The 6,446-nt window shown below is 41.1% G+C and carries 4 protein-coding genes; 1 reads left to right on the forward strand and 3 read right to left on the reverse strand.

Annotated elements, in window-relative coordinates; genetic code table 11:
- Nucleotides 1–22 precede the first annotated feature (22 nt).
- From parC to ACIQ0C_RS14555, 3 genes are all read right to left on the reverse strand, one after another.
- A complete protein-coding gene (gene parC / locus ACIQ0C_RS14545) occupies nucleotides 23–2,467 on the reverse strand; it encodes a DNA topoisomerase IV subunit A (RefSeq protein WP_402841361.1) in 2,445 nt (814 codons plus the stop codon).
- Nucleotides 2,457–4,442, reverse strand: coding sequence for a DNA topoisomerase IV subunit B (gene parE, locus ACIQ0C_RS14550; RefSeq protein ID WP_402841358.1), 1,986 nt, complete (start codon nucleotides 4,440–4,442; stop codon nucleotides 2,457–2,459). Before parE ends, parC begins: the two co-directional genes overlap by 11 nt.
- Before the next feature lie 383 nt (nucleotides 4,443–4,825).
- The gene (locus ACIQ0C_RS14555; protein ID WP_403061073.1) at nucleotides 4,826–5,236 is read right to left on the reverse strand and encodes a CoA-binding protein; all 411 of its coding nucleotides are present in this window, start codon (nucleotides 5,234–5,236) and stop codon (nucleotides 4,826–4,828) included.
- 490 nt (nucleotides 5,237–5,726) lie between these two features.
- Between ACIQ0C_RS14555 and plsY the strand changes: the two genes are divergently transcribed.
- Complete coding sequence (gene plsY, locus ACIQ0C_RS14560; RefSeq protein WP_403061076.1) at nucleotides 5,727–6,314, forward strand: glycerol-3-phosphate 1-O-acyltransferase PlsY; 588 nt, start codon at nucleotides 5,727–5,729, stop codon at nucleotides 6,312–6,314.
- Nucleotides 6,315–6,446: the final 132 nt, after the last annotated feature.

Here is a 6,446-nt window from a genome sequence, read left to right on the forward strand (position 1 = left end):
GCATCCCGTTTTAATAAATGATTCACTGCTCTATGGCGGTGTCATCTTCCAATGATATTTTCCATAATTCTTTCGCTTTTCCACTAACCGTTTCATCAAAAATAAATGATCCATTCGTATATCGATCATGATTTTTTAATGAAGCGGCATGAACCGTTTCAATGGTTCCCTTTTCGGAAAGAATGAATAGACTGTCGGTTTTGTTAATGATATCGAAACCAATGACCCTATGAGGATTCGACTTCAATTCCCTCAAGACCACGACACCGCGTTTTGCCCGGCTCGTTTTTTCAAACTCGGTTAATTTCATTTTCTTTATGGCCCCGCGCTGTGTAACGATAAAGATCGATTCTTTACTATCCTTGGCCAAAACCTTTCCGCCAATGACATAGTCATCTTCTTTTAAATTAATCCCTTTGACTCCTGCTGCCCGGACACCGACAACACTTACTTCTTCTTCATCAAACCATAAACCATAGCCGTTATGAGTGACTAGGAAAAGGTCAGCCTGTCCATCGGTATGATGGACATCGACCAGTTCATCATCACCTTTTAAATTGACACCAACCAGCGGTTTTGAATGACGCTGGGCTTTATAGGAAGCCAATTCTGTCTTTTTCACCATACCATTTTTCGTGATGAACACTAAGAATTCCGGCATGGTAAAATCTTTGATTGGAATCGCTTTTATGATTTGTTCTTCCCTGTCAATCGGAATGATGTTCGCGATATGCTGACCGGTTTCCTTCCAGCGAATATCAGGAAGCTGATGAACTGGACAATAGAGGTAGTTCCCTTTGGATGTGAACAGCAACAGGACATCTGTTGTATTCATCTCCAGTCTCTGGAGTAGGCGATCGGAATCCTTCATGCCAAAATCAAGACCTCCTGATGCTGCATAAGATCGTAACGATGTCCGTTTGACATAGCCTTCTTTCGTCACGGTAACCATCACGTCTTCACTCGCAATCAAGACTTCAAGATTTATTTTGATTTCTTCAATTTCTTTTTCGATTTTAGAACGCCGTCCGTCATCAAAGCCCTTTTTAATGAATCGAAGTTCTTTTTTAATTACTTGAAGAAGAACTTTTTCACTGCCAAGAATCTTTGTCAATTCCTCAATTTTGTTCTTCAATTCCGCTGCCTCTGCTTCAAGTGCTGTAATATCCGTATTTGTCAGCCTATATAACTGCAAGGAGACAATGGCTTCAGCTTGCGCTTCTGTAAAAGCGAATTTAGCTATGAGGTTATCTTTAGCGTTCCGTTTGTCTTTAGATGCCCGGATGACAGCGATGACTTCATCTAATATAGATAAAGCTTTCACTAATCCATCGACGATATGTGCCCTGTCATGTGCCTTTTGCAGCTCATAACGCGAACGGTTCACGATTACCTCTTTACGGTGTTCGATATAAGCATCGAGCATTTTAGGCAGGCTCATCAATGTTGGCCGTTTTTTATAAATCGCAACCATATTGAAATTGTATGCAATCTGGAGATCGGAATTTTTGTATAAATAATGCAGGACTCCATTTGCATCTGCTTCTTTTTTCAGTTCGATGACAATGCGCAGTCCTGTACGGTCGGTCTCATCCCTTACTTCAGCGATACCTTCCACTTTCCGGTCTAGACGGAATTCATCCATTTTCTTAACAAGGTTTGCTTTATTGACTTCATATGGGATTTCAGTGATGACGATTTGCTGTTTGCCGCCCCGAATCGTTTCCACTTCCGCCAACCCGCGAATGATTATTTTCCCTTTACCTGTTTCATAGGCCTTACGAATGCCTTCAATACCTTGGATGATACCGCCAGTAGGAAAATCCGGCCCTTTAATGACAGTCATTAAATCAGCGACTGTCGCTTCCGGCTTATCGATTCGCATAATGGCAGCATCAATGACTTCACCTAGTTGATGCGGCGGGATTTCAGTGGCATAGCCGGCTGAAATTCCCGTAGAGCCGTTTACAAGCAGGTTAGGGAACATTGCAGGCAATACAATGGGCTCTTCTGAAGTATCATCAAAGTTCGGTACAAAATCGACCGTCCTTTTTTCAATATCCCGCAGCATCTCGGAGGCAATCGATGAAAGCCTTGCTTCCGTATACCGCATCGCAGCAGGCGGATCACCATCAATGCTACCATTGTTTCCGTGCATTTGGACCATGACCTTCCGCAGCTTCCAGTCTTGGCTCATCCTAACCATTGCCTCATAAACGGATGAATCTCCGTGAGGGTGATAATTACCGATTACATTACCGACCGTTTTTGCGGATTTCCTAAAGCCTTTTTCCTGAGTGTTTCCTTCGACATGCATCGCATACAATATCCTGCGCTGAACCGGTTTTAAGCCGTCCCTTGCATCTGGAAGTGCCCGATCTTGGATAATATATTTACTATAACGGCCGAAGCGGTCACCAATTACCTCTTCAAGCGGCAAATCCCGAAACGTTTCTTCAAATACCATCGTCAATGACCTCCTCTTCAATCGACATATTTTCATTATCTAAAATATTCGATTCCTCTTCGAGACCAAAAGCGACATTGGCTTCAATCCACTTACGACGCGGTTCAACCTTATCTCCCATCAAAGTTGTCACACGTCTTTCTGCACGTGCTCCATCATCGATCTTCACACGTATCAATGTCCTTGTTTCCGGGTTCATGGTGGTATCCCACAATTGATCGGCATTCATCTCACCCAGCCCTTTATAGCGCTGAATCATATAGCCTTTCCCCACCTTGTCTATCGCTTCCTGAAGTTCCTCGTCGCTCCAAGCATACTCAATGACTTCTTTCTTCCCTGTCCCTTTACTCACTTTATATAAAGGGGGCAAGGCAATGTAAACCTTTCCTGACTCTATTAACGGCTTCATATATCGGTAAAAGAAAGTCAGCAGCAGCACTTGGATATGGGCTCCATCCGTATCGGCATCAGTCATGATGATCACTTTATCATAGTTAGTATCCGGCGTATTGAACTCCGCACCGACACCTCCGCCGATTGCATGGATAATCGTATTTATTTCCTCGTTTTTAAAAATATCCGCCAGTTTTGCCTTTTCCGTATTGATAACTTTACCCCGCAATGGAAGAACTGCTTGGAAACGGCGATCCCGCCCCTGTTTAGCGGATCCCCCAGCAGAGTCACCTTCTACAAGATACAATTCATTTCGTTCGGGATTTTTCGATTGAGCTGGTGTTAATTTCCCAGAAAGGATGGCATCGGATTTTTTCCGTTTCTTCCCGCTTCTTGCATCTTCTCGGGCTTTGCGTGCCGCTTCCCTTGCCTGGAACGCTTTAATCGCTTTTTTAACCAATAGGGTACTCGTGGTTGGATCTTCTTCAAAAAAGTAGGCTAGGTGCTCTGATACGATGGAATCGACTGCAGAACGGGCTTCGCTGGTTCCAAGTTTGCTCTTGGTTTGTCCTTCGAATTGAAGAAGTTCTTCAGGGATGCGCACTGAAATGATTGAAGACAAGCCTTCACGTATATCGGTACCTTCGAGGTTTTTATCTTTTTCCTTTAATAGCCCCATTTTTCTGGCATAATCATTAAATGCCCGTGTCATGGCCGTTTTGGCACCAATCTCATGGGTGCCTCCGTCTTTTGTACGAACGTTATTCACAAAGCTTAAAATATTTTCTGAATAACCATCGTTGAATTGAAAGGCGAGTTCGACTTCTATCCCATTTTGTTCCCCTTCTAAGCTGACTACACTATGAAGTGTCTCTTTCTCTTCATTTAAATAATCGACAAACGCTTCAATGCCATTTTCATAGTGAAAAATTTCATTATGGTCGTTACGCTCATCCGTCAATTCTATCTTCATTCCTTTTAAAAGAAAAGCTGATTCGCGAAGACGCTCACATAGGATCTCATAATTAAAAGTCGTCACTGAAAATATTTTAGGATCGGGCTTGAAGTGGATTTTGGTCCCGGCTTGATTGGTTTTACCGATTTTCTCCAATGTGGTTTCTGGCTTTCCGCCATTGATAAAACGTTGTTCGTAAATGAACCCGTCCCTTTTGATTGTCACGACAAGCCATTCAGACAACGCGTTAACGACCGAAGCACCGACTCCATGAAGGCCTCCACTCGTTTTATATCCGCCTTGTCCAAATTTACCTCCAGCATGAAGAATCGTCAAAATTACTTCAGGTGTCGGTTTACCTAATTTATGCATGCCAATAGGCATTCCACGCCCTTTATCGGACACACTTACACTGTTATCTTTATGTATTTTCACACTAATTTGGTCTCCATATCCAGCTAAAGCCTCATCTACGGAGTTATCTACAATCTCATACACTAAATGATGAAGTCCGCGTGCATCAGTACTGCCGATATACATACCGGGACGTTTTCTGACCGCTTCGAGTCCTTCCAGTACCTGAATTGCATCATCATTGTACTCGATTGTTTTTACTTTCTTTGCCACAGAAATTCCCCTTTCCTTACTAAACACAATTTCCGGGCCAAATCATACTGCAATGAAATGACTCACTAGCTTAACAAATCCATTAATACGTTAATATCATTATAACAAGTATAATACTTTCACGAACAAAGAACAAGTGTTCTGTTTTTTTGTCCTTTTTATTAGCGTTAGTACATTTGTGTGGAACAAAACGTATCATAGCTACCATTCTAATTGTAGCGGTAAATTTTCATTTGGCAAATATACTTTTATTATTTTAATCAAATTAAGCTTTAACGGCCTAAATTTGCCCGACCGCTCAATGCCTGCTATGGCCGCCTTTTAGTTCTTCCCCAGAGAGACAGCGATACCTTAAAAAAAGAGCGGAAGTTCCGCTCTTCATTTTACTTAGTAAGGGCGTGTTCGACTTTTATACATCGATTCATGATGACAGTATATCCTTTTTCTTTCAAAAAATTATATGCTTCTTCATTTTCCACCCCTAGCTGCGCCCAAAAGATATCTGCATCGATTTCTGCAAATTCCTTGGCTATCTCCGGAAGGAACTCTGAACGGCGGAAAACATTGACGATATCGACGTGCCCTTCAATATCTTTCAGGGCTTTAACTGCCTTTACACCCAGCACTTCGGTTACGGCAGGGTTTACCGGGATGATTTCATATCCGCTATCCTGCATGGCCTTCGATACCATATAAGAAGTGCGCTCAGGGTTATTAGATAAACCAACGACAGCGATGCGCTTCGATTTTTTCAACATCTTTCCCATTTCTTCTCTGCTTGGATTTTCTATCATTCTTTTCAATCCCCTTTATAATAAAATGTAATATTTGAATAAAGAGTATTCCTAACAAAGGTATTTTACAGAGAAAAGCTGTTTATTACCATTATTAAGAAAAACCATTATACAAGAAAGAATAAGTTTCGAAAAGGCATGACTCAATTAACTTTCTTATGTTCATACAGACTACCACGTATTGTAACAATTTATACAAGTAGGCATCCTTCATTTTATATTTACGAAAATAAGGAAGCCTAAACCTATTACCGTTCATGAACTTAACGTATATCAAAAGATGTAAGTCCATCAAGGAAAATTCATTTTTTTAGTGGATTTTTTTTGGACAGCCGTACCATTTTGTCACGAAAATGTTACAATAAGAGAAGCTTAACAGGTATTTTAGGGCTGTTTTTAGCTATTTCTACACGTTTATTTTTGAAAAAGGGAACAATCACCCTTAAACGTGATAAAAAAAGAAGATTTTTCTTAAAGAAAGGGTAATAGAATGCTTACATTTATCACTATACTGGCTGCCTACCTGATCGGTTCGATTCCTTCCGGTTTAATAATCGGTAAAACATTTTACAAAATTGACATCCGGGAGCATGGCAGTAAAAATCTAGGCGGGACAAATACCTTCAGGACACTTGGTGTCAAGGCGGGACTAACCGTTACTATAATGGATATTCTTAAGGGTACCCTAGCAACTTTTCTGCCGGATATGCTAGGCGTGGGTATGAATCCATTGCTAGCCGGAGTTTTTGCGGTCATCGGTCATATGTTTCCCATTTTCGCAAACTTTCGGGGCGGTAAAGCTGTGGCGACTTCTGCTGGTGTCATTCTTGCATATGAACCATTGTTTTTCGTTTTCGCCGTTTTCATATTCTTCATATCCTTATACATATCCAAATATGTCTCGCTTTCTTCCATGATTGCTTGTTTACTTGCTCTCATCTACAGTTTAGTGTTTCATACTGGTGATTTAGCGCTCATTATTGTAATCGGTATAATAACGATTTTCATTTTTTACCGGCATCGCGCAAACATCAAGCGGATTATCGATAAAACTGAACCTAAAGTAAAATGGTTGTAAAACACACCATATCCAAGTGAAAACAGGCCCGTATATATGAACTGCACCCCAATTGTTAGACACCATCTAACAATTGGAGGTGCTATTTTTTATGACAAAATATTCATTAGAGTTGAAATTAAAAGCTGTCCT

The organism is Peribacillus sp. NPDC096448 (genome assembly GCF_044762675.1).
Classification (GTDB): domain Bacteria; phylum Bacillota; class Bacilli; order Bacillales; family DSM-1321; genus Peribacillus; species Peribacillus frigoritolerans_B.

What these genes read in the sequence shown, in the direction of transcription:
- parC (WP_402841361.1), bottom strand. Translation starts at nt 2,467, where the DNA reads ATGGTATTTGAAGAAACGTTTCGGGATTTGCCGCTTGAAGAGGTAATT.
- ACIQ0C_RS14555 (WP_403061073.1), bottom strand. Translation starts at nt 5,236, where the DNA reads ATGATAGAAAATCCAAGCAGAGAAGAAATGGGAAAGATGTTGAAAAAA.
- plsY (WP_403061076.1), top strand. Translation starts at nt 5,727, where the DNA reads ATGCTTACATTTATCACTATACTGGCTGCCTACCTGATCGGTTCGATT.